26 protein-coding genes and 1 riboswitch are annotated in these 22,304 nt (G+C 68.9%); of the genes, 14 read left to right on the forward strand and 12 right to left on the reverse strand.

What is annotated here, in order from left to right; genetic code table 11:
- A complete protein-coding gene (rpe, locus tag E0H92_RS13025) occupies positions 1–666 on the forward strand; it encodes a ribulose-phosphate 3-epimerase (protein ID WP_131467555.1) in 666 nt (221 codons plus the stop codon).
- Here the strand turns inward: rpe and E0H92_RS13030 are convergent.
- Positions 631–1,857: an MFS transporter gene (locus E0H92_RS13030; RefSeq protein ID WP_131496358.1), complete on the reverse strand. Its 1,227-nt coding sequence runs from the start codon at positions 1,855–1,857 to the stop codon at positions 631–633. The genes rpe and E0H92_RS13030 overlap by 36 nt on opposite strands.
- Before the next feature lie 107 nt (positions 1,858–1,964).
- Between E0H92_RS13030 and E0H92_RS13035 the strand changes: the two genes are divergently transcribed.
- Positions 1,965–2,717, forward strand: a complete 753-nt coding sequence (locus tag E0H92_RS13035; protein WP_238153450.1) for an HAD-IIA family hydrolase — start codon at positions 1,965–1,967, stop codon at positions 2,715–2,717.
- Positions 2,718–2,725: 8 nt separating this feature from the next.
- On the opposite strand, the gene E0H92_RS13040 is transcribed toward E0H92_RS13035, so the two are convergent.
- From E0H92_RS13040 to E0H92_RS13065, 6 genes are all read right to left on the reverse strand, one after another.
- Complete coding sequence (locus tag E0H92_RS13040) at positions 2,726–3,448, reverse strand: polysaccharide deacetylase family protein (protein ID WP_238173393.1); 723 nt, start codon at positions 3,446–3,448, stop codon at positions 2,726–2,728.
- A gap of 128 nt (positions 3,449–3,576) precedes the next feature.
- Entirely contained in the window at positions 3,577–4,242 is a 666-nt protein-coding gene (locus E0H92_RS13045; RefSeq protein ID WP_238153435.1) for a polysaccharide deacetylase family protein, read from the reverse strand.
- 68 nt (positions 4,243–4,310) lie between these two features.
- The gene (locus E0H92_RS13050) at positions 4,311–5,048 is read right to left on the reverse strand and encodes an amino acid ABC transporter ATP-binding protein (protein WP_131467551.1); all 738 of its coding nucleotides are present in this window, start codon (positions 5,046–5,048) and stop codon (positions 4,311–4,313) included.
- Positions 5,035–5,781 carry an amino acid ABC transporter permease gene (locus E0H92_RS13055; RefSeq protein WP_131467550.1) on the reverse strand — a complete coding sequence of 249 codons (747 nt, stop codon included), beginning with the start codon at positions 5,779–5,781 and terminating at the stop codon, positions 5,035–5,037. Before E0H92_RS13055 ends, E0H92_RS13050 begins: the two co-directional genes overlap by 14 nt.
- Positions 5,781–6,635, reverse strand: coding sequence for a substrate-binding periplasmic protein (locus E0H92_RS13060; RefSeq protein ID WP_131496359.1), 855 nt, complete (start codon positions 6,633–6,635; stop codon positions 5,781–5,783). The genes E0H92_RS13055 and E0H92_RS13060 overlap by 1 nt, the downstream gene beginning before the upstream one ends.
- A 163-nt stretch (positions 6,636–6,798) precedes the next feature.
- A complete protein-coding gene (locus tag E0H92_RS13065) occupies positions 6,799–7,422 on the reverse strand; it encodes a helix-turn-helix domain-containing protein (RefSeq protein ID WP_131496360.1) in 624 nt (207 codons plus the stop codon).
- A gap of 108 nt (positions 7,423–7,530) precedes the next feature.
- Between E0H92_RS13065 and E0H92_RS13070 the strand changes: the two genes are divergently transcribed.
- The gene (locus E0H92_RS13070; RefSeq protein WP_131496361.1) at positions 7,531–9,531 is read left to right on the forward strand and encodes a vWA domain-containing protein; all 2,001 of its coding nucleotides are present in this window, start codon (positions 7,531–7,533) and stop codon (positions 9,529–9,531) included.
- Between the two features lie 46 nt (positions 9,532–9,577).
- Here the strand turns inward: E0H92_RS13070 and E0H92_RS13075 are convergent, their stop codons facing one another.
- Complete coding sequence (locus E0H92_RS13075) at positions 9,578–10,753, reverse strand: serine/threonine-protein kinase (protein WP_238153434.1); 1,176 nt, start codon at positions 10,751–10,753, stop codon at positions 9,578–9,580.
- A 208-nt stretch (positions 10,754–10,961) separates the two neighbouring features.
- A riboswitch (FMN riboswitch) is annotated at positions 10,962–11,093 on the forward strand.
- Positions 11,094–11,203: 110 nt separating this feature from the next.
- On the opposite strand from E0H92_RS13075, the gene ribD reads away from it, so the two are divergent.
- Genes ribD through ribH form a run of 5 tightly spaced genes read left to right on the forward strand, consistent with a single transcriptional unit; the run spans position 11,204 to position 15,254 of the window.
- A complete protein-coding gene (gene ribD, locus E0H92_RS13080) occupies positions 11,204–12,232 on the forward strand; it encodes a bifunctional diaminohydroxyphosphoribosylaminopyrimidine deaminase/5-amino-6-(5-phosphoribosylamino)uracil reductase RibD (protein ID WP_131467546.1) in 1,029 nt (342 codons plus the stop codon).
- On the forward strand, positions 12,233–12,868 hold the full coding sequence (locus E0H92_RS13085) for a riboflavin synthase (protein WP_131496362.1): 636 nt from the start codon (positions 12,233–12,235) through the stop codon (positions 12,866–12,868).
- A complete protein-coding gene (pnuC, locus tag E0H92_RS13090; protein WP_131467544.1) occupies positions 12,865–13,539 on the forward strand; it encodes a nicotinamide riboside transporter PnuC in 675 nt (224 codons plus the stop codon). The genes E0H92_RS13085 and pnuC overlap by 4 nt, the downstream gene beginning before the upstream one ends.
- Entirely contained in the window at positions 13,540–14,778 is a 1,239-nt protein-coding gene (locus E0H92_RS13095) for a bifunctional 3,4-dihydroxy-2-butanone-4-phosphate synthase/GTP cyclohydrolase II (protein WP_131467543.1), read from the forward strand.
- A complete protein-coding gene (gene ribH / locus E0H92_RS13100; protein WP_131496363.1) occupies positions 14,778–15,254 on the forward strand; it encodes a 6,7-dimethyl-8-ribityllumazine synthase in 477 nt (158 codons plus the stop codon). Before E0H92_RS13095 ends, ribH begins: the two co-directional genes overlap by 1 nt.
- Positions 15,255–15,349: 95 nt before the next feature.
- On the opposite strand, the gene E0H92_RS44665 is transcribed toward ribH, so the two are convergent.
- Positions 15,350–16,309, reverse strand: a complete 960-nt coding sequence (locus E0H92_RS44665) for a hypothetical protein (protein ID WP_202873588.1) — start codon at positions 16,307–16,309, stop codon at positions 15,350–15,352.
- 62 nt (positions 16,310–16,371) lie between these two features.
- Here E0H92_RS44665 and E0H92_RS13110 point away from each other — a divergent pair, with 62 nt between their 5' ends.
- On the forward strand, positions 16,372–17,337 hold the full coding sequence (locus E0H92_RS13110; RefSeq protein ID WP_131496364.1) for a helix-turn-helix transcriptional regulator: 966 nt from the start codon (positions 16,372–16,374) through the stop codon (positions 17,335–17,337).
- On the opposite strand, the gene E0H92_RS13115 is transcribed toward E0H92_RS13110, so the two are convergent.
- Entirely contained in the window at positions 17,320–17,781 is a 462-nt protein-coding gene (locus E0H92_RS13115) for a MarR family transcriptional regulator (RefSeq protein WP_131496365.1), read from the reverse strand. The genes E0H92_RS13110 and E0H92_RS13115 overlap by 18 nt on opposite strands.
- Before the next feature lie 81 nt (positions 17,782–17,862).
- Here E0H92_RS13115 and E0H92_RS13120 point away from each other — a divergent pair, with 81 nt between their 5' ends.
- The gene (locus E0H92_RS13120) at positions 17,863–18,501 is read left to right on the forward strand and encodes an NAD(P)-dependent oxidoreductase (protein ID WP_131496366.1); all 639 of its coding nucleotides are present in this window, start codon (positions 17,863–17,865) and stop codon (positions 18,499–18,501) included.
- Positions 18,501–19,007, forward strand: coding sequence for an anthrone oxygenase family protein (locus tag E0H92_RS13125; RefSeq protein ID WP_131496367.1), 507 nt, complete (start codon positions 18,501–18,503; stop codon positions 19,005–19,007). The genes E0H92_RS13120 and E0H92_RS13125 overlap by 1 nt, the downstream gene beginning before the upstream one ends.
- On the opposite strand, the gene E0H92_RS13130 is transcribed toward E0H92_RS13125, so the two are convergent.
- On the reverse strand, positions 18,985–19,947 hold the full coding sequence (locus tag E0H92_RS13130) for a P1 family peptidase (protein ID WP_131496368.1): 963 nt from the start codon (positions 19,945–19,947) through the stop codon (positions 18,985–18,987). The genes E0H92_RS13125 and E0H92_RS13130 overlap by 23 nt on opposite strands.
- A gap of 18 nt (positions 19,948–19,965) precedes the next feature.
- Here E0H92_RS13130 and E0H92_RS13135 point away from each other — a divergent pair, with 18 nt between their 5' ends.
- A complete protein-coding gene (locus E0H92_RS13135; RefSeq protein ID WP_131496369.1) occupies positions 19,966–20,667 on the forward strand; it encodes an MBL fold metallo-hydrolase in 702 nt (233 codons plus the stop codon).
- Here the strand turns inward: E0H92_RS13135 and E0H92_RS13140 are convergent.
- Complete coding sequence (locus tag E0H92_RS13140) at positions 20,653–21,048, reverse strand: VOC family protein (protein WP_131467535.1); 396 nt, start codon at positions 21,046–21,048, stop codon at positions 20,653–20,655. The genes E0H92_RS13135 and E0H92_RS13140 overlap by 15 nt on opposite strands.
- An 82-nt stretch (positions 21,049–21,130) precedes the next feature.
- Here E0H92_RS13140 and E0H92_RS13145 point away from each other — a divergent pair, with 82 nt between their 5' ends.
- Positions 21,131–21,394 (forward strand): phosphoribosyl-ATP diphosphatase, encoded by a 264-nt coding sequence (locus tag E0H92_RS13145; protein ID WP_131296305.1) that lies wholly within the window; start codon positions 21,131–21,133, stop codon positions 21,392–21,394.
- Between the two features lie 50 nt (positions 21,395–21,444).
- Positions 21,445–22,293 (forward strand): ATP phosphoribosyltransferase, encoded by an 849-nt coding sequence (gene hisG, locus E0H92_RS13150; RefSeq protein ID WP_131467534.1) that lies wholly within the window; start codon positions 21,445–21,447, stop codon positions 22,291–22,293.
- The last annotated feature ends 11 nt before the right edge of the window (positions 22,294–22,304 follow it).

Genomic DNA, 22,304 nt, shown 5'->3' on the forward strand with positions numbered 1-22,304 from the left:
ATGGGGATTCAGATCGCGCCGAGCATCCTGTCCGCCGACTTCGCGCGGCTGGCCGATGAGGCGGCCGCTGTGTCGAACGCGGACTGGCTGCATGTCGACGTGATGGACAACCACTTCGTGCCGAATCTGACCCTCGGTATGCCCGTGGTCGAGTCGTTGGCCAAGGCGACCGACACGCCGCTCGACTGTCACCTGATGATCGAGGACCCGGACCGCTGGGCGCCCGGGTACGTCGAGGCGGGCGCGTCGAGTGTCACGTTCCACGTCGAGGCCTGCCGCGCGCCGATCCGGACCGCGCGCGAGATCCGGGCCAAGGGCGCGCGCGCCGCGATGGCGCTCAAGCCCGCCACCCCGATCGAGCCGTACGAGGACCTGCTGTCCGAGCTCGACATGATCCTGATCATGACCGTCGAGCCAGGCTTCGGCGGCCAGAAGTTCCTCGACGTGTGCGTACCCAAGATCCGCCGCACCCGCGAACTGCTCGACAAGCACGGCCTGGATCTGTGGATCGAGATCGACGGTGGCGTCTCGGCCGACACCATCGAACGCTGCGCCGAGGCGGGCGCCGACGTGTTCGTGGCCGGCTCGGCGGTGTACGCCGCCGACGACCCGAACGCGATGGTCGAGCAGCTACGCGGTCTCGCCGAGCAGTCCGCCGGCCGGTAAGTCAGGCCCGGTCGGCTCCGGCTCGATCTCAGGCGGGACCCGCAGCAGCAGCACCGTCGAGACGGCCGCAAGCACGGCGGCCAGCAGCCACACGTAGCGCACGCCAAAGCTCTCGATCAGCGCGCCGGCCACCGCGGCCCCGAGCGCCCCGCCGCCGGTCGCCGCGCTGCCCATCCACCCGAACACCTCGGTCCGCGCGACATCGGGCGTCAAGGAACCGAGCCGCCCGTACAGCGCACCGATCGCGGGTGCCAGCGTCAGCCCCGACAGCGTCAACGCGATCCCCAGGGACACCGACGACCAGGTCGCGAACACGCACAGCAGCATCCCGGCCGCGACGAGAGCGGCCCGCCGCCACAGGTACGACGTACGCCGCCCGGGCAACGCGCCCGCGACAGCGCCGCCGACCAGGCTGCCGAACGCCCAGACGGCCTCCAAGATCCCGGCGATCAGCCGCTGACCGTGGTCGTCGGCGAACGCGACGATCGCCAGCGAGATCCCGTTGAACGACATCACCCAGAGGCCGAACGCGAGGATCAGCGGCAACCGATGCCGATGCCACAGCAGCTGCCGCGCGGTCAGCGGCACCGAGGTGTGCTGGTCGCGGGGGAGCGGCTCGGGTTGCCGGAGCGCATACCACCAGATGAAGACGGCCGACATCACCGCCGCGAGCAGGACGCCGGCCCGCGGGCTCGCCACGCTCACCGCGGTTGCCCCGAGCATCGGCCCGACCATGAACAACAGCTCCTGCGCCGTCGCATCCACCGAGTACGCCGTCCGCAGCGCCGGGCCCGACACAACGCGCGGCCACGCGGCCCGCAAGGTCTGCATGACCGGCGGCACCAGGGCGCCCGCGATCAAGGCCGGCAGCGGCAACATCCGATGCAGCCCGGTCGGCAGGAGCGCGATCGCGAACAGCGCGAGACTCCAGGCGATCCCGGTCGCCAGCAGCACGCCACGAGGCCCGCGACGGTCGGCAGCGCGTGACCAGAGCGGCCCCGCGACGGCCGCGCCGACCGAATAGGCGCCGGCGACAATCCCCGCCCACCGGAACGAGCCGCTCGCGTCCTTGGCGAGGAACGCGATCGGCACCATCGTCGCGAGCATGGGCAGCCGGGCGAGCAGCGAAGACACCAGCAGCGTCATCACACCCTGCGCTCGCCACAATTCGCGGTACCCGGCCAGATCCATGCCCGCATTCTTGCCCCCGCCGCCGACAGTTTCCGTGCGCCGGCTGGTCAGGCCTCTACGATGAGCTGGTGAGCGAGCACAAACCGGTGGATACCTGGCTGACCGACATGGACGGCGTGCTGGTGCACGAGGAGCGGGCGATCCCCGGCGCGAGCGAGTTCATCGCGGCGCTGCAGGCGTCCGGCAAGAAGTTCCTGGTCCTCACGAACAACTCGATCTTCACCCCGCGTGACCTTCGCGCCCGGCTGCTTGCCGCGGGCATCGACATCCCGGAGCGGTCGATCTGGACCAGCGCGCTGGCCACCGCGCAGTTCCTCGACGACCAGCGGCCGCGCGGGACGGCGTACGTGATCGGCGAGGCGGGACTGACCACCGCGCTGCACGAGATCGGGTACGTGCTGACCGAGCGCGACCCCGACTACGTCGTCCTCGGCGAGACCCGGACGTACTCGTTCGAGGCCATCACCAGGGCGATCCGGCTGATCGCCGAAGGTGCCCGGTTCATCGCGACCAACCCGGACCCGACCGGCCCGTCACAAGAGGGTCCGCTGCCGGCGACCGGCTCGGTGGCCGCGCTGATCACCCGGGCCACGGGCGTCGCGCCGTACTTCGTCGGCAAGCCGAACCCGCTGATGATGCGCAGCGCGCTGAACCGGATCGAGGGCCACTCCGAAACCACCGTGATGATCGGTGACCGGATGGACACCGACATCATCAGCGGTCTCGAGGCCGGCCTGCGGAGTGTGCTCGTGCTGTCCGGATCGACCGGTGAGCACGAGGTCGAGCGCTTCCCGTACCGCCCGACCCGCGTGGTGCAGTCGATCGCCGACGTCGTACCACTCGTGACCGCCCTGTCCTAGTACCTGTCCTAACAGGTCAAGGTGCGGAAACCGTAGCCCTGGGCCTTGAGGGACTTGAGGATCGTGGGGAGTGCCGCCACGGTCTGGGTGCGGTTGCCGCCGCCGTCGTGCATCAGGATCACCGAGCCACTGTGCACGTTCTTCAGCACGCGTTGCACGATCGCCGTCGTACCGGGCTTGGTCCAGTCCCGTGAGTCCACGGTCCACACCACGAGGTCCTTGCCGAGCGCCTTCGCCCGCTGCCGGACCGTTGCGTTCACCCCGCCGTACGGCGGTCGCAGGCAGGCCGGCGTACTGCCGATCTGCGCCCGGATCGCCGTATCCGTCGAGGTCACCTGCTGCCGGAACGCGGCCGCACTGAGGCCGCGGAGGTCGGCGTGCGTCCAGGTATGGTTCTGCACGCTGTGACCGGATTCGTGGATCCGCTTGGTCAGCTGCGGATGCTTCCGGACGTTCTGGCCGACCTCGAAGAACGTCGCCTTGGCGCCGTACTGCGCGAGGATGTCGAGCACCTTCGGGGTGTACTCGACATCAGGCCCGTCGTCGAACGTCAGTACGACGTACTTGGTCGGTAACGGTGTTGTGGTCGGCGTGACCGGTGCAGCCGCGGCGGTTGGAGGCATAGCTGGTTTGGCCGGTGACTTCGCGGACGCGACGACCACCGTGCCGATCAGCGCGCTGGCCAGCATCATCATCCCCAGACCGATGACCCTGTTGCCCGTGCGCGTCAAGCGAACATCCATGTTCCCCCCAGGGCGGTGGGTGGTTCACTACCTCACCCGACCTACCCTGAGGAAACTTTCGGCGAAAGCCAGCGACCACGCCGCTTCCATGTCAACGAATCACGGATACCGGACGCCTACGTGCACCACAGCGGGTAGAAGACGTATCCCCGTGCCTTCAGCGTCTTGAGGATCGTGGGGAGCGCGGCCACGGTCTGGGCGCGGTTGCCGCCGCCGTCGTGGAGCAGGATCACCGAGCCGCTGCGCACCTTCGACAGCACCCGGCGCGCGATCGTCGACGCCCCTGGCCGGGTCCAGTCGCGCGGGTCGACGGACCAGAGGACGATGCGCTTGCCGAGCATCGTGGCCCGTTGCGCGACCGCCCTGTTCGTCGCGCCGTACGGCGGCCGGAGGCAACGCGGCGTGTAGCCGGTCTGAGCCCGGAGATACCGGTCGGTGGTCCGAACCTGGTACTTGAAGGTGGCCCAGTTGACCCTGGTGAGGTTCGGATGCGACCAGGAGTGGTTCTGCACGCTGTGGCCGAGCCGGTCGACGCGCCGGGTCAGGGCCGGGTACCGCTTGACGTTCTGCCCGACCTCGAAGAACGTGGCCCGCACGCGGTAGGTCTGAAGAATCTTCAGGATCTGCGCCGTGTAGCGCGGGCTCGGACCGTCGTCGAAAGTCAGATACACCCACTTGACCCGGTCCGGCGCCGCCGCCGACGTGCTGGTGGCTGGTGGCGCGGTCAACGCCACCAGCCCGAGCAGCACGCTCGCGATCAGCACTGCCAAACGTCTCTTCATCACAACCATCCCCCAGCTATGGTCGCCCTGATCCCATAGTGGCCCCAGGCAACCAATTCCGCCAGGGTTCAGAGCACCTGGGACAGGAACTGCCGCAACCTCGGCGACTCTGCCGTGCCGAAGATCTGCCCGGGTACGCCGGACTCGACCACGACCCCGTGATCCATGAAGGCGACCTGATCCGCGACCTCGCGGGCGAACCCCATCTCGTGGGTGACCACGACCATCGTCATCCCGGCCGCGGCCAGATCTGCCATCAACGCCAGCACGCCCTTGACCAGCTCGGGATCGAGCGCCGACGTGGCCTCGTCGAACAGCATGACCTCGGGCTGCATCGCCAGCGCCCGTGCGATCGCGACCCGCTGCTGCTGGCCGCCGGACAGGTTCCCGGGCCGCGCGCCGGCCTTGTGGGCAAGGCCGACCAGCTCGAGCTGCGCCCGGGCCGCGGCCTGGGCGGCGTCGGCGTCGAGCTTCTTGATCTTGCGCAGCGGAAGCGTGATGTTGTCGAGCACGCTCTTGTGCGGGAACAGGTTGAAATGCTGAAACACCATGCCGATCCGTCGCCGCAGTACGTCGGGATCGCCGCGCAGTACCGACTCGCCGCCGAGCTTCACATCACCCGCGTCCGGCTCGAGCAGCCGGTTGATCGCGCGCAGCAGCGTCGACTTCCCGGAACCCGACGGGCCGATCACACACGCGGTCTGCCCGGCCGGTACGACGAGATCGACGCCGCGCAGCACCTTGTTGCTGCCGAACGCGAGCTCGACACCGGACACCTCCAGGCTCGCGGCCTCAACGTGTTGCATGCTCCACCTCCTCCAGCTGTACGTCGCTCGGCCGTCCTTCGCGCAGGCGCTTGTCGAAGTGGTTCACCAAATGCGTCAGCGGGACCGTGATCACCAGGTAGAAGATGCCCGCGAGCAGCAACGGGGACAGGTTGCCGTTGGTCGCGGCCGCATCCTGACCGATCCGGAACAGTTCGCGCTGGCTCGCCAGCAGGCCCAGGAAGTAGACCAGGCTCGACTCCTTCACGAGCGCGATGAACTGGTTCACCAGCGCCGGGAGCACCCGCCGTACCCCTTGCGGGATCACGACCAGCCGCATCCCGCTCGTGTAGCTGAAGCCCAGCGCACGGGCGGCCTCGAGTTGGCCTTTCTCCACGCTCTGGATGCCGGAACGGAAGATCTCGCCGATGTACGCCGCGGCGATCAGCGAGAGCGCGAGGATGCCGAGCGGGTACGGGTTCGGGCCCCACCAGTGCCGGGTGATCGGGGACAGGCCCTGGCCGATCAGCAGGATGGTCAGGATCGCGGGCAGGCCGCGGAAGATGTCGGTGTAGATCTTCGCCGGCCAGCGCAGCCAGCGCTTGCTGGACAAGGCGAGGACCGCCACGATCATGCCGAGCAGAGTGCCCAGCACGACCGAGGCGGCCGCCAGAATCAGAGTGTTGACCAGTCCTACCTTCAGCATCTCGGGCAGGACCGCCTTCATCGACTCCCAGTCGAGGAAGGTGTCACTCAGGGTGGACCAGATGTCCATCAGGCTTTGGGAGCCGTGAACTTGACCGATCCGCTGCCCGGCTTGAAGTTCGCCGGTACGGCGCGACCCGGGTAGTACTGCTCGACCAGCTTGGTCCAGGTGCCGTCGGCGATCACCTCGTCGAGCGCCTTGTTCACCGCCTCGCGCAGCTTGTCGTTGCTCTTCGCCACCGCGAACGCCATCGGCGCGTCACTGAGCTCCTTCGCGGCCAGGATCACCGTGCCGCCGCCCTGCTCCTTGGCCATCTTCTCGCCGATCTCCGCCGGGCTCACCCAGGCGTCCGCCGTACCGGCCTTGAGCTGGCCGAGCGCAGCGTTGTAGTTCGGGACGCGGACCGGGTTCAGGTTCTTCTGCGTCGCGTAGTCGTCCTGGACGGTGCCCTGGACGACCACGACCCGCTTGCCCGTGAGCTGGTCGAACGACGTGATACCGGAGGTCTTCGTGGTGTTCAGGCCCAGGTAGCCGAAGTCGTACCCGTTGCTGAACGCAACCGTCTTCTTGCGCGCCTCGGTGACCGTGATCGACGAGCTGCCGAGGTCGAACTGGCCGCCGTTCACCTGCGAGAGCAGCGCGGAGAAGTCGGTCCCGACGAACTCCGGCTTCAGGTTCAGCTTGGCCGCGACCGCGGTGATCAGGTCGTTGTCGAAGCCGGTGAACTTCCCGTCCTTCACGTAGACGTTCGGCGGCGCGTCGGTCAGGGTTCCGATCCGCAGCGTCCCCGCCGACATCAGCCCCAGATCCTCGCCGCCGGCCGCGGACTTGTCCTGATTGCTGCCACAGGCAACCATCGCGCTCGCCAAGGTGATGGCCCCGACCACTGCGACAACCCGCCGAAAAGCGCCGAACGCGCGCACAACTGTCTCCTCACAACGTCAACGAAGGCAGGACGGTTCGCCCCGCCGGAGCAAGCCAACACCAGCCGCGCGGCGCGCATTCCGTGCCGACGAGGCGTGAGACAGCGCCTAATGTCTACTCGGGTTGTGCTATATCAGCCGGGTGCTATCGCTCCTGGCGTTGTCAGCCGTGGTGCCGCTCGTAGTGCGCCAGGGCGTCGGCTGTCCTGCCGGTGCCGTAGGCAAGCAGTAACTCGGCGATCGCCGGCGAGTCCACGGCGGCGGCCGCTTGCTGGATCTCCTCGGCCGAAGCGACGGCCCGGAACAGGTCCTGGATCTCCCGGACGACACTGCGCGCCGACGGGGACGGGGGCAGCTCGCCGACGTAGGTCGTGGGTCGCAGGAAACGGGCCGGTGGGTCGATGGGCTGCCCTGCGACCGGTCCTGCAGCGGGCTGGCCCGGCGCGGCCGAGCGGGCCAGATGGGCTGTGGTCGGGCGCGTGTAGGCGCCGGTGGCGGCGCGGATCTCGTCCAGCTCGTGCGCGACGCGATCAGGCTCGATCCCGCCCGCCACGGCCAGGTCGGTGAGCTCGGACACAGCCCGCAGCCGGGACACCACCGCGGGATTGCCGATCTTCACCCGCTGCGCGCTGACCAGCTGCGACAGCATCGGCGCGGACAGGCCGATCACCTGGGCGAGCCCGCCCTGGGTCAGGCCGAGCTGGCCGGTGATCCGCCGGACCACCTCGCCCAGCGGCTCGCCGTACAGCTCGACCTGCTGCTGCAGATTGTGTGCCGTCTGCTCCATGCAAAGATCTTCGCACTTGCGAACCGGAAATTCCAGCCTGGAACGGGCTTGACATTTGCGATAGCAAACTGCGAAGGTTTGCGGCAGCGAATCTCACCGGAGGAAACCATGACGACTCACCAGGCACACCGCCGCCGGCCCGTGGTGTGGGCGCTCCTCGCCGTCACGCTGGCCGCGGTCCTGGGTGGCCTGACCACGCCGGCCGCGCTCGCGGACCCTGCTCCGAGCGGCGGCAAGCTCGTGCTGGTCCTCGATTCGTCGGGCTCGATGGCGGAGCCGGCCGGCGACGGGCACGCCAAGATCGCCGCCGCCCGGACGGCGCTGTCGAGTGTGGTGACCAAGCTCCCCGAGGCGGCCGAGGTCGGCCTCCGGGTGTACGGCGCGACCGTGTTCAAACGCACTCAGGCGGGCGCCTGCACCGATACCCAGCTGACCGTCCCGATCGGGACCGGCAACCGGCCCCAGCTGCAGGCGGCGATCGCAAGGTACAAGCCGTACGGCGAGACCCCGATCGGCTACGCCCTTCAACAGGCCGCGAAGGATCTCGGTCCGGTCGGTCAGCGCACGATCGTGCTGGTCTCGGACGGCGAGGCGACCTGTGCGCCGGAGCCGTGCGCGGTGGCACGATCGATCGCCCAGCAGGGGATCGACCTGAAGATCGACGTGGTGGGCTTCCGCGTCGGCGGGAAGGCGCGCACGCAGCTGCAGTGTGTGGCTCGCGAAGGGCGCGGCGACTACTACGACGCCGACTCGACCGTCGATCTCGAGGCGGGTCTGGGCAGGTTGTCGACCCGAGCCTTCCGCCCGTTCCGGATCTCGGGGACGCCGGTGCACGGCGCGCCGCAGCAGGAAGGCGCACCGGTGCTTGCCCCGGGCCACTACTCCGACACGTTCGGTGTGGACAACACCTCGAAGCACTACCTGATCAAGCGGACCATCAAGGGTTCGACGCTGCGCGCCGGGGTGAGCTTCCGGCGTCCGGCCGGTGGCAGCTTCGTGATCCAGTCCGAGGTGTGGCTCAACACGCTCACGGGTGAGCAGTGCGGCTGGAGCTACCCGCGGGGGTTCGACGGCGACCAGGGGCTGGCGACCGGGACGGCGGCCAGTTGGTCGAAGTACGAGAAGAAGAACGACGAGTGCGCCGACTCCGATCAGCTGGTGCTCACGGTGAACCCGGGGAAGGACTACCTGCAACTCAAGGGCGTCCCGTACGAGTTGCGGATCGACGAGGAGCCGCCGGTCGACTCGATCACGCACCTGCCGGCGGCGGCCGCTGACCCGGTCTGGACGCAGATGTCCGCGTCGACGCCGCGCGAGATCGTTCCCGGGTCGAGCTTCCCGGACGCGCCGCTGCTCCAGCCGGGTACGTACAAGACGACGCTGATGCCGGGCGAGCTCCAGCTGTATCGGGTGAAGGCGGACTGGGGTCAGCGGATCCAGGCGCAGGTGACCGTCCCGGAGATGGCCGGCGCCGCGGCCGCGGCCATCGACGGGATCCGGTACCTCGACAGCGCGCTGATCTCGCCGACCGGTGAAGACGTGTTCGCGATCTTCGCCAAGAACGTACCAGGCGGCTCGTACACGAAGGCCGTGCTGACGAAGCGCGGGCTGGTGAAAGGGCTGACCACCAAGGAGATCCGGTACCTGAACCGCAACGGGGCCAACAACCAGGACACCGGAACGTCGACGCCCGGCGAGTACTACCTGGCCGTGTCGCTGACCCGGAAGACGAACGACAAGGCGTTCACGATCCCGCTGAACCTCACGGTCGGCGTGGTCGGTACGGCGGGGGCGGGCAAGCCGGAGTACGTCGACGGCGCGACACCGGTCTCGGGTGAGTCCGTGACCCCTACGCCGACCGAGACGCCGAGCGCGACACCGAGTACGACGCCGTCGGAGCCGGGGGACTCCGGTGACAAGAACCGGGCCGGCGAGCCGGTGCAGGGACGTTCCGACTCGGATGACGGGACACCGGTGGCCCTGGTCGCCGGACTCGGCGGGGGAGGCGCTGTGCTCCTCCTGATCGGCGGGCTGATCATCGCCCGACTGCGGAAGAAGCCGGCTCCCGCGCAGTCGAACAATTGGGGTGGCCCGCAGATGCCGCGGTAACAATCGGAAGCCCGGGACACGATCCGCGTCCCGGGCTTCGTCGCCTTCAGTTCACCAGAACCCAGACAGCACTACCGATCAACCCCGCAGCCCCCACAAAACACCCCACCGCCAACCACACCAGCCCCCGCCTCCGCCCCGCCCCCTCCACCTCGGCACCGGGCGAAACCGCCGAGCCCTGCACCCCGGCACCCTGCGAAACCGCCGAGCGCTCCACCCCAGCAGGCCCGCCCGCTCCGGTGGCTCCGGTGGGGTTGGCGGGTCGCGCGGGCCCGTTGGAGCTGGTGGTCCCGGCGGCGGCGGTGGGTTGGACCGGGCCGACTGCTTGGGGAGGTTGGGTGGGCTCGGCTGGCGCGGTGGTGTTTCCGCTGGGGCTGGCTGGGCCGGCGGGGGTCCAGGAGGGTGGGAGGGGTGGGAGTTGGTCGAAGACTTCAGGGGCGTCGGGCTGGGTGGTCCACGGGAGGGTGCCTGCGGGCGGGAGGGTGCCGGTTTCGGCGAGTAGGCGGGCTGCGGCTCGGGCTGTGGCGGGGCGGTCCGCGGGGTTGGTCGCCGTACAGGTGTGGATGAAGTCGGCCAACGGGCCGGCTGCGGATGGGCGGGAACCGGTGGGGCGGTCGCCGGTGAGGAGTTCGTAGGCGACGGCGCCGACGGCGTACAGGTCCTGGCGGGGGTCGGGGTCCTCGCCGGACAGTTGTTCGGGTGCGAGATAGCCAGGGGTGCCGAGGACCGTGCTGTTCCGTGTCATGCGCGGTTCGTCGACCAGACCGGCGACGCCGAAGTCGGACAGGCGCAGGTGCGGGCGGCCGGTGCCGGTCGCGTCGAGGAGCAGGTTCGCGGGTTTGAGATCGCGGTGTACGACGCCCGCCGCGTGCACCGCGGACAGCGCCTGCAGGAGCTGGTCGAGCAGTACGGCGACGTACGACGGCGGCAGCGGCCCGTGGTCTCCCAGGAGCGTGGCGACCGAACCTCCACGGACCAGGTCCATCGCGAACACGACCTTGTCGTCGTCCGCGGCCCAGCCGTGCGGGGCGACGACGTGCGGGTGCTGGATCCGTACCGACTGCTCCCGGACGAAGCGCAGCAGAGTGCCGGCGTCGTGCTGCCCGAGGACCTTGGCGGCGACATAGGCCGAGCGCCGCAGGTCCCAGGCGCGCCAGACCGAACCCATCCCGCCGGTTCCGATCAGGTCGATCAGCCGATACCGCCCAGCAAACGCCTCCACCGGCAAGAAGGTACAGGTTCACCGGACTCCTCGACCGGCTCCAGCGGCGCCGCCCACCGGGGCTGGGAACACCCCGCGGGGGCGGTGAACAGGAAATACCTTGTTCACCGCCACCGCGGCTTGGTGCCAGGGTGCCGGCTCAGGATGTGACCTGGGTCGTGGTGCGGGTTGCGGGGAGGGGCATACTTGAAGCACGAGTGAACCCACTCGCGTGCTCCGGGGTCGGTGTAATTCCGAGCCGGCGGTTACAGTCCGCGACCCGGTCGCTGCGGTTCGGCGATCGGTTGACCTGGTGGAATTCCAGGACCGACGGTGAAAGTCCGGATGGGAGGCGCACGCGGTCGGCGGGTGTGCTCTGGCGCCTTGGGTCACCTGTGTCCCGGCGGGCGGCGGAGCAGACGTGCCGGTCGAGGCCCCGGAGTGCGTCCGTGACGACGAGGGGTCCGAGTAGTGAACGACGCGTCGCCGATCGACATCGCCTGGATGCGGCGTGCTGTCGAGTTGGCTGCGAGAGGTACCGGCAGCACCCATCCGAACCCGGTCGTCGGGTGCGTGATCACCGGCCGCGACGGGCATCCGGTCGGCGAGGGCTTCCATGCCGTTGCCGGCGGCCCGCATGCCGAGATCGAGGCGCTCCGGATGGCCGGCGCACAGGCCCGCGGCGGTACGGCGTACGTCACGCTCGAGCCGTGCAACCACACCGGCCGGACCGGTCCGTGTGCGGACGCCCTGATCGAGGCCGAGGTCGCGCGCGTCGTGTACGCCGTACCCGATCCGAACCGGACCGCTTCCGGTGGCGCCGACAAGCTGCGGAACAAGAACATCGACGTCGTGCAGGGCGTCCTGCAGTCCGAGGCCGAGGCGGTCAACCAGGTCTGGTTGCACAGCGTCCGGACGGGGCGGCCGTTCGTCACCTGGAAGTTCGCGACCACGCTCGACGGGCGGTCCGCGGCACCGGACGGGACCAGTAAGTGGATCACCGGTCCGATCGCGCGCGCCGACGTCCACCGGCAGCGCGCCGAGTGCGATGCGATTGCCGTCGGCACCCAGACGGTGCTGGACGACGACCCCGAACTGACGGTCCGCGACGAGCACGACGTACCCGCGGCGCGGCAGCCGTTGCGGGTGGTCGTCGGCGACCGTGAGATCCCGCCCACCGCGCGAGTCCGCAACGAGCGCGCGGAGACCTTGCTGCTGCCGACCCACGATCCCGCCGAGGTGCTCCGGCAGCTGGACGACCGGCAGATCCGGCACCTCTGGCTCGAAGGCGGCCCGACGCTGGCCGCCGCGTTCCTGCGCGCCGGGCTCGTCGACCAGATCGTCGCGTACGTCGCCCCGGCCGTGCTCGGTTCCGGGTACGGCGCGGTCGGCGACCTCGGCGCGGAATCGATCGACCACCTGCGGCGGTTCAAGCTAGCGGACGTCACCCGCCTGGGCGACGACGTCCGGCTGACCCTGGTTCCTCTGGGAGGAAAGTAGATGTTCACCGGCATCATCGAAGAACTCGGCACGGTCGAGTCACTGGACTTGCTGGACGGTGACGCCGCGCGGCTCACCATCCGCGGTCCGAAGGTGACCGAGGACGCCGCGCACGGCGCGTCGATCGCGGTCAACGGCTGCTGCCTGACGGTGGTGGAGTACGGCGGCGGCGTGTTCACCGCGGATGTGATGCGCGAGACGCTGCAGCGGACCAGCCTCGGCGGTCTGCAGAAGGGCTCCCCGGTCAACCTCGAGCGGGCCGTCGCCGCGCACGAACGGCTCGGCGGTCACATCGTCCAGGGCCACGTCGACGGTACCGGCACGATCGCGGCGCGCATCCCCGGCGAGCGTTGGGAAGACGTCCGGATCGCGACCGCACCCGCGATCCTCAAGTACGTCGCCGAGAAGGGCTCGATCGCGATCGACGGTGTCTCGCTGACCGTGACCGATGTCGACGACGCGTCCGGCACGTTCGGGGTCAGCCTGATCCCGACCACGCTGGAGCTGACCGTCCTGGGTGCGAACAAGATCGGCGACACCGTCAACCTCGAGGTCGACGTGATCGCGAAGTACGTGGAACGACTTCTTGCCGCAGGCAACGTGAACGACGTGAAGGACGACGGAGGCGTGCGGTGAATCCGATCGACTGGTTGTTGCACTCCACGGTGACGATCGCCGGGTCGGAGGTGCTGGTCCGCGAGATCGTCGGCAACGTGTTCGGTCTGGCCAGCGCGCTGTTCGGTATGCGCCGGCTGGTGTCGGCGTGGCCGGTCGGCATCGTCGGCAACGTCTTGCTGTTCACGGTCTTCGTCGGCGGGATCTTCGACACCCCGCAGGACAAGGACCTCTGGGGCCAGGCCGGGCGTCAGGTGTTCTTCGCGCTCGTCAGCCTCTACGGGTGGTACCGCTGGTACCAGACCCGCCACGGCGGCGCCGCGACCGGCGTCCAGCCGCGGTGGGCGACCGCGCGCGAGCGGCTCGAGCTCGCCGGTATCGCGGTCGTCCTGTACGCGATCTCGTACTTCGTTCTGCGCGAACTCGGATCGTGGGGCCCGCAGTGGGACGCGTGGATCCTCACCGGGTCGATCCTGGCGACGTACGGGATGGCGCGTGGTTTCGTCGAGTTCTGGCTGATCTGGATCGCCGTCGACGTGGTCGGCGTACCGCTGCTGATCCAGGCGAAGTTCTACCCGTCGGCGTCGATGTACATCGTGTACGGGCTGTTCTGCGTCGTCGGATTCGCGTCGTGGTGGAAGATCCAGAACCGTGAGCGGGTCCAAGCTCCTGAACCTGTGGTGGTGGGATAGATGGGTGACGTGCTGAAGCTCGACACGATCGAGCACGCGATCGACGAGATTCGCGCCGGCCGGCCGGTGATCGTCGTCGACGACGAGGACCGCGAGAACGAGGGCGACCTGATCTTCGCCGCGTCCAAGGCGACGCCGGAGCTGCTGGCGTTCCTGATCCGGTACAGCTCCGGTGTGGTGTGTGTGCCGATGGAGGGCTCGGAGCTCGACCGGCTCGGGATCCCGCTGATGACGCCGCACAACCGGGAGCGGATGCGGACGGCGTACACGATCTCGGTCGACGCGCGGGACGGGATCTCCACCGGGATCTCGGCCGCGGACCGGGCGCGGACGATACGGGTGCTGACTGACTCCGCCTCGGAGCCGTACGACCTGGTGCAGCCCGGGCACGTGTTCCCGTTGCGCGGTCGCGAGGGCGGCGTACTGGTCCGGCCCGGTCACACCGAGGCGTCGATCGACCTGGCGCGGATGGCCGGGCTGACGCCGGCCGCGGTGATCTCGGAGCTGGTGAACGACGACGGCACGATGAAACGCGGGCACGACCTGCGGACGTTCGCGGACGAGCACGGGCTGGTCCTGGTGTCGATCGACGACCTGATCCGGTACCGGCGCCGTACCGAGTCCCAGATCCAGCGGGTCGCGACGACGACGCTGCCGACGCAGTACGGCGATTTCGTTGCCCACGGCTACCGCAACATCGTGGACGGGTCGGAGCAGCTCGCCCTGGTGCGCGGCTCGCTCGGTGATGGGCCGACGCTGGTGCGGTTGCACTCGGAGTGCCTGACCGGTGATGTGTTCGGGTCGCTGCGGTGCGACTGCGGGCCGCAGCTGGACGAGGCGATGCGGCAGGTCGCGGCCGAGGGCGGTGTGGTGGTTTACCTGCGCGGGCATGAGGGGCGCGGGATCGGGCTGCTGCACAAGCTGCAGGCGTACGAACTGCAGGACGCGGGCCGCGACACGGTGGACGCGAACCTGGACCTCGGGTTGCCGGCGGACGCTCGCGACTACGGGACCGGTGCGCAGATCCTCGCCGACCTGGGTGTCAAGGAAGTGCGGTTGCTGACCAACAATCCCGACAAGCTCGCGGGTGTGCAGGGGTACGGCATCGACGTGGTCGAACGCCGCGGGATCTCCATCGACCCGACCGAGCACAACCTGCGGTACCTGCGCACCAAGCGCGATCGGATGGGCCACCATTTGCCGGGTGGCGTGTTGACTGAAGAGAACGGAGCCGGCTGATGTCGGGCAGTGGAGCACCCACCATCGAGGTACCTCGCGTCGAAGACGCCAAGGTCGCGATCGTCGCCGCCCAGTGGCACCCGAAAGTCACCGACGGCCTCCTCGCCGGCGCCCTCCGCGCACTCGAGGACTCCGGCGTCACCGAGCACACCGTCATCCGGGTCCCCGGCTCCTTCGAACTCCCGGTCGCGTCGCTACACGCGGCGAAGTCCGGGTACGACGCGGTCGTCGCGCTCGGCGTGGTGATCCGCGGCGACACTCCCCACTTCGAATACGTCTGCCAGGCGGCGACCGAAGGCCTCATGCAGGTGGGCGTGACGACGGGAGTCCCCATCGGCTTCGGCGTACTAACCTGCGACAACGATCCCCAGGCCCTGGACCGAGCCGGCCTCCCCGACAGCCGAGAAGACAAAGGCTACGAAGCCACCCAAGCCGCCCTCTCAACCCTGGCCGCCGTCCGCCAGCTGAACCCGTAGAAGTCCACCCCACGCGTGCTGGGTTGGGGAGGGTTTTGTACCCGGAACGGCATGTAATCCTCCCCAACCCAGGCGGCTGCGGGTTCAGCGTCGCGCTACTCGGTGCGGGTGTGTTCCATGTGCCAGTTGGGGGTCCAGGTTTTGCCCTTGTCGGGGGAGAAGGATTGTTGCCAGGTGGCTTTGTCGGTGCCGGGGGTCCAGAGGAAGCGGACGTCTATGGGTTGGCCGTTCCATTCGTCGGGGCCTTCGAAGGTGCCGGTGCCGTCCTGGAAGGCGCCGATGACGGGGGTTTCGAGGCGGCCGCGTTGGCTGTTGATCCAGTGGATGGACCAGGTTTTCTCAACAGGGTTGTAGAGGCGGATCGTCGCGCCGCGGAAACCCTCGCTCGGGAACCAGCCCTCGTCGAAGCTGATCGCGCCGTCGAAGTAGGTTCTGGCTTCCATCGTCGCGTCGTGTTCGTACCACTCGAACGGCTCGCCCAGCACCGGACGCCGGCGCCGGTTGTGGAAGGACCAGCGGCCGACGAGGAAGTCGAAGTCGTCGGTGAGCTTCGGTACGTCGAGTGCGGGCGGGGGAGTGTGGCGCCGGGTGAAGTCCATGATCCAGTTGGTTTCCCAGGTCTCGCCGCCGTCGTTGGAGTACGCCTGCTCCCAGTGCGCGGTCTCGGCCGTGATGTCCGACCACTCGTAGCTGCACAGGATCGGCTTCCCCTCGTGCGTGTCCTCGCCGACCAGCCGGCACCGCGAGCCGTCCGCGGTCCAGCCGCCGTGCACGGGCGGGTAGAGCTGCATCGTCCGGCTGTCGACCCACCAGATGCTCCATCGCAGGTACTCCGGGTCGAACACGCGCAGCGACAGCCCGTAGGACCCCTTCGTCGGGAACCGCATCTCGTCGATGCTGATCTGTCCGTCGAAGTGCGTGCGCGCGGTCGTCGTTCCGTCGTACTCGAGCCATTCGTCGCAGCCCACGAAGGCCTGTTTGAGGGTTCGGTGGTGGACGTCGAAGTACCCGTTGAGGAAGTCGAAGTCGCCGGTCACCTTGGTCCAAGTCGTCATACCGGACAGCTTGGGAGCAAAACCTGACAACCCATGGCAGTCATAAGGACTAACCTCGGAGTATGCGTTCGAGCCGGCTCCTGTCGATCCTGCTGTTGCTGCAGACGCGGCGGCAGCTGACCGCGCGCGAGCTGGCCGATGAGCTCGAGGTGTCGCTGCGGACGATCTATCGCGACGTCGAGGCGCTCGCCGCGGCCGGGGTTCCGGTGTACGCCGACCAAGGCCGAGCAGGCGGGTACCGCCTGGTCGAGGGCTACCGCACCCGCCTGACCGGCCTCACCGAACAGGAGGCCGCCGCGCTGTTCCTGGTCGGCATGCCAGGCGCGGCCGCCGCACTGGGACTGACCGCGGAGACGAGCGCCGCTGAACTCAAACTGCTAGCAGCGCTAGCGCCCGATCAGCGCGACCGCGCCGGCCGGCTGAAGAACCGCTTCCACCTCGACCTGCCCGCCTGGTACCAGGAAGCCGAGACCTCACCACAGCTCTCCGCCGTCGCAGACGCCGTACTGCACGACCGCCGCATCAAGGTCCGGTATCGCCGCTGGGAGGAGCCCCGCGAGGTCGAGCGGATCCTCGAACCGTACGGACTCGTGCTGAAGAACGGCAGTTGGTACGTCGTGGCGTCCACGCCCGGCGGACTGCGCACGTACCGCGTCTCCAACATCCTCGACCTGACGCCGACCGACGAAGTGTTCGAACGCGACGAGGGATTCGAGCTGCAGCAGTTCTGGCGGGACCACCTGGAGGGCTTCGACCAGGTCCGCTACACAGCAGAGGCCGTGGTCCGGGTGTCCGCGCGGCTGGCCGCGAAGATGTACGACGTCTCGTACCCGGCGCTGGTCAAAGCCGTCGCCGCCGCCGAACCAGACGCCGACGGGAGTGTGGTGGTGACGATCCCGATCGAGTCCATCCCGAACGCAGCCGCCTCCCTCTGCCGCTTCGGGGACACGGTCGAGGTGCTGGAGCCCGCCGAGCTGCGGGCCGAGCTGGCGAGTCTCGGCCGCACGCTGTCAGTTCTCTACAGCTGAGCGCCCCAGCACACGCTCGCCTGCTGCGGCGCTGCGCCGCAGGAACGTGGCGATCAGCTCGAGTTCGGCCTCGGTGTAATCGGCCAGTACGTCGTCCATCGCGCTCATCATCGGCTGGTACAGGCGGAACACCTCCATCCCGCGGTCCGGCAGCACACGGATCGTGACGCTGCGACGGTCCGGCCGGGCGCGGTCGCGGGCGATCCAGCCGGCGTCTTCGAGCCGGTCGAGAATCCCGGTCAGGGTCGCCGGGTGCAGGCCGGCCCGGCGGGCCAGGACGCTCGGCGTCAGTGGGCCGTCGCGGGCGAGGATGTCGAGGCAGTCGAGGTCGACGTCCTTCAACGCCAGCTCGCCGCCGACCTGGTGGTTGAGCAGCACGAGCTGGATCCGCAGGTCGCGGAGCGCGGCCTTGATCTCGTTCCCGGTCCGCCGGCGGTGGCGCATGTCACCTCCCTGTATCTGTTCCATATCTTATGAGTTCCATACTATATGAGTAACAGAGAAGATTTCAGGGAGGCGGTCGGGATGAGGATCACGGTGTTCGGGGCGACGGGCGGGATCGGCGGTCACGTCGTACGGCAGGCGCTCGACGCGGGGCACAAGGTGACGGCAGTGGTGCGTACGTCGTCGGCGTACGACGTGGAGCATCCGGCGCTGGAGGTGATCCGGGTACCGGGCCTGACCGAGGCGGAGCCGCTGCGGGACGCCGTCGACGGGAGCGAGGCGGTCATCTCCGGCGTCGGGGCCCGCGGGCGGAAGGACGGGCCGGTCGCGTCGGAGAGCACGCGGTCGATGCTGGCGGCGATGGAGGCCGTGGGCGTACGGCGGTTCGTCGCGGTGAGTGCCGCGCCGCTCGGGCCGGTGCCGCCGGACGAGAGCTTCCTCAACCGGCGGCTGCTCTATCCGATGATCAACGCGTTCGCTGCGGACGTGTACGCCGATCTGCGGGTGATGGAAGCGGACATCAGAAGCAGTACGACGGAATGGACGGTCGTGCGGCCGCCGAAGCTCACGAACAAGGCGCTGACCGGGACCTACCGGACGGAGGTCGGCGGCACGGTGACGCGCGGGTACACGATCTCGCGCGCGGACGTCGCGCATCTGATGCTTGCGGTGCTAGATCGGCCGGAGACGGTCTGCCAGCCGGTTGGGGTGGCGTACTGATGGCGCGCGTCGTTCGCGGGCTGAGTCTGGTCTTCAGTGGTGTCTTTGCCGGGTTCCTGGTGTCTGTGGCGGTGCTGGAGAACTCATTGCGTGGGTTCGGGGCTTCGGTCTACACGCAGGTTCGGCTGGTCGAGCTGGACTCGCTGGATCGGCTCGCCTCGGTGACGTTGATTCCGGCGATCGTCACCACCGTGGTGCTGGCGATCTGGGCCCGGGGCAACGATCGGCGCGTGGTGCTGGCGGCGGTCGCGTTGCTGGTCGTCGTCTTCGTGACGACGCTGGCGATCAACCTGCCGATCAACTCGGACCAGACCGCCTGGTCGGTGCAGAACCCGCCGACCGACTGGGCCGCCGTACGCGATCGCTGGCAGCTCGCACACCTGATCCGCACAGCGGCCGCACTACTCGCGTTCGGCGCACTGATCGGATCGACCTTGAGCACCCGCCAACCATCTCGAGACCCTGAAAATGGTCGGCGGGTGCTCAAAGAGGCCTCTGGACGATGAGGTCGTGGGGTACGGCGTGAGCGGTGCGGCCCTGGTGGCCGGTGGTGGTGTGGGCCATCGTCAAGGAGTTCAGGAGGGCTTCCTCGACTGATTCGGTGACTGCCTGGAACGGGGCCCGGAGGTCGCGGTCGGGGAAGTCCGGCGTACGGGCGGTGGTGAAGGCGATCGCGTAGTCGCCGCTGCCGGGGGCGTAGTCGGAGCCGACGCGGGCCATCGCGAAGATCGCCCGGCGGGCGAGCCGGCCGAGTTGGCGGGAGTCGAGCGGGAGGTCGGTCGCGACCACGATCATGCAGGAGTTGCCGTCCGCGTCGATCGGTTGGGCGGGGACCGGGCGCCCGAGCACGGTCAGCAGACCGGAGAAGTTCGCCTGCACCAGAACTCCGACGGTCTGGCCGGAGGGCGTCGTACGGGACGCGGTCCCGATTCCTGCCTTGAAGCCCAGTGCACAGGTACCGGTGCCCGCGCCGACGCAGCCTTCTTCTACAAGGTCGGAGGCGGTGTCCAGCGCGGCGTGAACGTGTTGAGGCGTGATCGGGCGGCGGCGGATGTCGGAGAGGTGGCCGTCGTTGGTCTCGCCGACGATCGGGTTCAGGCTGGTTGCTTTCGGGTCGCGGTCGAGCAGCCAGGTGAGCAGCGCGTCGGCGACGCGGAACGTGCTGAGCGTCCCGGTGAGCAGGATGGGGGTTTCGATCACACCCAGTTCGTCCACCTGCGTCGTACCGATCAACTTCCCGTACCCGTTGCCGACAGCAACCGCGGCCGGCAGCGTCTGCGCCCAGCCGTCCGGGACGATCGCCGTCACCCCGGTGTTCAGCCCGTCGCCGGTGATCGTCGTCTGACCGACCCGCACGCCAGGTACGTCGGTGATCGCGTTGAGCGGCCCCGTGGGCAGCGTTCCGACGACAACACCCAGATCACGAACTCTCCGAGGACTCTGCATACAGCTATCGTCGGCCACATGCTGCAGCAGTTGACGGGTCGGGTCTGGATCTACCCGCACGACCCTGATCCCGACGCGATCCGCCCGTCCGTCGCCGTGATCGCCGACGACCGCGGCAGCGTCCTCGTCGACGCCGGCAACAGCCCCGAGCACGCAAGAGCCGTCGGTACGGCGATTGCCGCCGCCGGACTGCCCGCGCCGAAGTGGCTCGTCTACACCCACCATCACTGGGACCACACCTGGGGCGCCTGCGCCTGGCCCGACGTCACCGTGATCGCTCACTCCACAGCCGTCGACCTGCTGAAAGCCGAGGCCGAACGCCCGTGGAGCCACCGCTACCTCCACGACCAGGTCGAGGCCAACCCCAAGCTCGGTCCCAGCTTCCGGGCCCGCGCCCTGGCCGTCCCCGACTGGACCGACTTCCGGATCGTCCTCCCGGACCAGACCTTCGACGACACGCTCACCCTCCCGACCGGCGTCGTACTGCGCCACGGCGGCGGAAACCACGCCCCGGACTCCACCATCGTCCTGGCCGACGGCGTAGCCCTCCTCGGAGACGCCTTCTACCCACCGCCGTACCACCTCAGAACACCGGACGACACCCTCGACCACGCCATGGTCAAGCGCCTCCTCACCGAGCGCCACGACTGGTACGTCGACGCCCACTCGGCGCCCCGCAGCCGGTCAGCCGCGCTCGCCGGGACCTCAGACGCCCTCTAACGGAGAGCGGTCGCCCACGAACCAGAGGTGGCCGAATGGGTCCAGGAACGACCCCTGCCGATGGGTCCCCCAGGGCATCGCGTGATCGCGGACCGGATCGAAGCTGCCGTCCGCGCCCGCCTCGACCGCACGCCGGACGAAGGCGTCCGGATCGTCCACGAACACCTCGACGCGCACCGTCGGCGCACCGGTCGCCGCCGGCGTGTTCCAGATGTTGTTCCCCGGCTCCCCGAGGAACAACGGTGCGCCGCCGACGCTCAGACCGATCACGCTGCCCAGGTTCCACAGTTCGACGGCGCCGAGAGCCTCGGCGTACCACTCCGCGGCGGCCGGAGCGTCCGGAACCGCCAGCATGACCGAGATCTGCGATGGTTGCTCCATCCGTCCAGTAACCCACAGATCGGGTCCGCCCACCGGACCTGGCGGCGGACCGTGGGGGCGGGACCCGTAGGCTGGGCGGGCGATGAAGAGTTTTGAGGAGCTGTTTGCCGAGCTGGGTGAGAAGGCGGCGACGCGGCCGGAAGGTTCCGGGACCGTGGCGGCGCTGGACGCCGGCGTGCACTCGATCGGGAAGAAGCTGGTCGAGGAAGCCGCCGAGTCGTGGATGGCAGCGGAGTACGAGGGCAAGGAGCGGGCCGCGGAGGAGCTGTCACAGCTCATCTACCACGCTCAGGTGATGATGCATGCCCTCGGCCTGGACCTCGAGGACGTGTACCGACATCTGTAGGAGTCCCCTCCACAGATCACCGGTTCACACCCCCAGAAAGGGCAGTCGCCATGCTGCGCGTCGCAGTACCCAACAAGGGCTCGCTGAGCGAGGCCGCCACCGAGATGCTCGTCGAAGCCGGCTACAAGCAGCGCCGGACCACCAAGGACCTCACCCTCACCGACGCGGCCAACGAGGTCGAGTTCTACTACCTCCGCCCGCGTGACATCGCCGTGTACGTCGGCGAGGGCACGCTCGACGTCGGGATCTCCGGCCGCGACCTGGTGCTGGACTCGCACGCCGACGCGGACGTGATCATGGGCCTCGGGTTCGGTTCGTCCACGTTCAGGTTCGCCGGGCGGCCCGGGGTCGCGGACTCCGTGAAGGACCTGGCCGGGAAGCGGATCGCCACGTCGTACGCCGGTGTACTGCAGGACCACCTGGCCGAGAACGGTGTCGACGCGGCGGTCGTGCGTCTGGACGGCGCCGTGGAATCGGCCGTCCAGCTCGGTGTCGCGGATGTGATCGCGGACGTCGTCGAGACCGGTACGACGCTGCGCCAGGCAGGGCTCGAGGTGTTCGGGGAGCCGATCCTGCAGTCCGAGGCGGTGCTGATCAAGCGGCATGGCGTCGAGACCCCGGCGAACGGCCTGCAGCAGCTGGTCCGCCGGCTCGAGGGCGTTCTGATCGCGCGGAACTACGTGATGATGGACTACGACATCCGCGCCGAGGACGTCGACGCCGCCACCGCGGTCGCGCCCGGCCTGGAGTCGCCGACCGTTTCCCCGCTGCACCGGCAGGGCTGGGTCGCCGTACGCGTCATGGTCCAGCGCGCCGAGGCGCAGCGCCTGATGGACCAGCTCTGGGAGGTCGGCGCCCGCGCGATCCTCACCACCGACATCCACGCCTGCCGGATCTGACGGTCCGCGAC

This window comes from Kribbella speibonae (assembly GCF_004331375.1).
GTDB lineage: Bacteria > Actinomycetota > Actinomycetes > Propionibacteriales > Kribbellaceae > Kribbella > Kribbella sindirgiensis.